Here is a 3110-nt window from a genome sequence, read left to right as displayed (position 1 = left end):
ATAATTTAATTTACAATTCCAATTTCACAGGAAACACAGCTCGTAACGGATCTGCAATTTATAATAATGGGGATAATTTAACTATTGAAGAAGGTAATTTCCTAAACAACCAGGCTTGGAGTTATATTATCATTACAATTACAGAACCTCCTTCACCGATGTATTATAATGAAACCCAAAAGGTTAAAATCAATTTAACAATGGTCGGTGGAGACAATATTATTAATGCTATTCACAATGCTGAAGATCCAAACCAGATATATCTCTACAATGTAACCTATTATCATTCTACAACTAACACTACACGTACCACTTCCAAAGATGAAATTCACCCTAGAGACGGTGTTGAAAATAGTGAAGGTGGAAAATATTTATACCAGGATGACCGTGAGGATTTACAGGTTATTAATGTAGTTGTAACTTATGACGATGATAATAAAGTGATTCTTAATACTACTGGGGATGATTTAAGAACAGGTCTTTACGGTAATCTTACTGTAACATTGGACCCTGTATTATTAGCTGGAAATTACACAATTTTCGCTGAACACCCTGATGATGAAAACTATACTGCTATTTCAAATACAACACACTTTGAAATTATTCCTTACGTTGATGTAAGTGTTAGCAAAACAAGTAATAAAGATGTTTATATTGTCGGTGAAGAGGCAATATTCACAATTGTTGTTAAAAACGTGGGAAGTACTGCAACCAATGTAACTGTAAGCGATATTCTTCCGAATTCTTTAACATTTGTATCAGCATCAGCTACTCAGGGAACATATGATTCTTCAACCAATATCTGGTCAGTTGGAAACATGACAAACGGATCATCTAAGACATTAACATTAACTGTTAAAACCACAGAACTCGGCAGCTTTGACAATGTTGTTAATGTAACCAGCTATGAAAAAGATTGGAATTTATCCAATAACGTTGCAAACAAAACCATTGAAGTAAATGTTTATTATGATAAGCAAGTTAACGTAACTAATACTTCCGCTGGTGAATATATTGAATATTATTTGAATATTTATAATATAGGTGATTCATTATACAACGGAACCATTCAGGTTCGTGATACTTTACCTAATGGTATCAAGTATACTGGTGAATATCAAATAGATGGTGCAGACTTGGTCAGATATATAAATTATGTCGATGTACAGGTATGGTATGTTACTAATATTTCAGCTCATTCAAGTGCCAGAATCACAATCAAAGCTCAGGCTTTAAAAGACGGTGTTTGGAACAATACAATGAACGTATGGGATTATCCAGAGAAAAACGCAACCGTTAATGTAAGTTCAAATGCTGATTTAGAGGTAATCAAATCCGCTTCTGTTACTAATGTAAATGTTGGAGATGTTTTCAACTGGACTATCATTGTAATTAACCACGGTCCAAGTAAAGCATATGATGTATATGTAGATGATGTATTGCCTTCAGGTTTACAAATTGTTGGTCATGCAATTCCAAGTAATAAAACCAGCTATAACAGAGCTACCGGCGTATGGAATATTGGTGAGTTAGGTGTTGAAGATTATGTTACTTTAATTATTCCTACAAGATTAACTCAATCAGGTGCCAATATTACAAATGTTGCGGTAGTAAACTCAACAACTCCTGATCCTGATTACACAAACAATGAAGATAATGATACTGTTTATTTCAATCCTGATGTAGGCATTGTAAAATTGGTATCAACTCAAAGCACATCCCACGGAGCTGTAATTACATGGACTTTAAATGTAACTAATTATGGTCCGAATACTGCAACCGGTGTTTATGTAATTGATAAATTACCTTCCGATTCATTAAAATATATTAATCAGACCAGAACTAAAGGAGAACAATATAATCCTGTCTCCGGTAGATGGTATATCGGAACTTTGGAAGAAGGTGAATCTGCAATTTTAACAATTAACACTCAAGTTTTAACTTATGACGGATTTATTTCAAACAACGCTACAGTTTATGCTACAAACGATAATAACCCGGATAACAATTATGCTGAAAACTTCACTCAAGTTGATACTGAAGCAGATGTTAGTATTGTTAAACTGGTATCCAATCAGACTGCTCATTACGGTGATGAAATTACCTGGACACTCATAGTAACTAACAACGGTCCGAGCACTGCTGAAAATGTATATGTAGTTGACTTTTTACCAACTAATTTGCGTCAAACAGCACAGCCTTACGTAACTAAAGGTCAAATTGCTCATTTAGGCACAAACGGTTTGTGGACTATTGGTAGTTTAGCAAATGGTGAAACTGCTACTATGATTATTTATACAAAAGTCATGGACTCCAATACAACTATTATTAATGTTGCAAATGTAACCACTTCTACTTATGATCCTGATTTATCCAATAATTGGGCTGAAAATGGAACTTATGTTCCTCCTGAATGTGATGTTGAAGTAATTAAAAGAGTAAGCAATTCAACTCCTAATAAAAATGATGAAGTAACTTGGACTATTACTGTTATCAATCACGGTCGTGACACTGCAGAAAATGTAATTGTAACTGATGTTCTTCCTGGAGGGTTAGAATTTGTTATTAACACTCCTCCAACAATGGGATCTTACAGTAAAGACAGAAATACCTGGACTGTTGGTACTTTAGGGGTAAATTCAAGACAAAACTTAACTATTACTACTAAAGTAGTTGACACAGGTGAAATTACAAACGAAGTGAATGTAACTACTTCCACTTATGATACTGATGAAACAAATAATTATGACAATGAAACTATAAACGTTCCAGCTATCGCTGATTTGGAAATTACAAAACTCGTATCCAATAAAACCCCTAAATACGGTGATTTAATTAACTGGACTATAACTGTAACTAACAATGGTCCTAACAATGCAAGACATGTTGTTGTAAATGATAAATTACCTTCTGGTTTAATTTATGTTACTCACAATGCAACTACTGGTTTATATGACCCGTCTCAGGGAATCTGGCAAATTGGTGATTTATTACACTTTGACAATGAAACATTAACTATTACAACCCGTGTAAATATCACTAATGCAACAATTACCAACATTGCTGTTGTAACTTCAACTACTCCGGATTCCAATGAAACCAATAACGTT

Annotated in this window: 1 pseudogene; it reads left to right on the top strand. The window is 33.9% G+C overall.

From position 1 onward, the window contains the following. Nucleotides 1-3110 (top strand): annotated as a pseudogene (locus Q4Q55_RS09595) (DUF11 domain-containing protein); the annotation flags it as partial.

This window comes from Methanobrevibacter sp., assembly GCF_030539555.1.
GTDB lineage: Archaea > Methanobacteriota > Methanobacteria > Methanobacteriales > Methanobacteriaceae > Methanocatella.
This window is presented reverse-complemented; position numbering and strand designations above follow the sequence as displayed.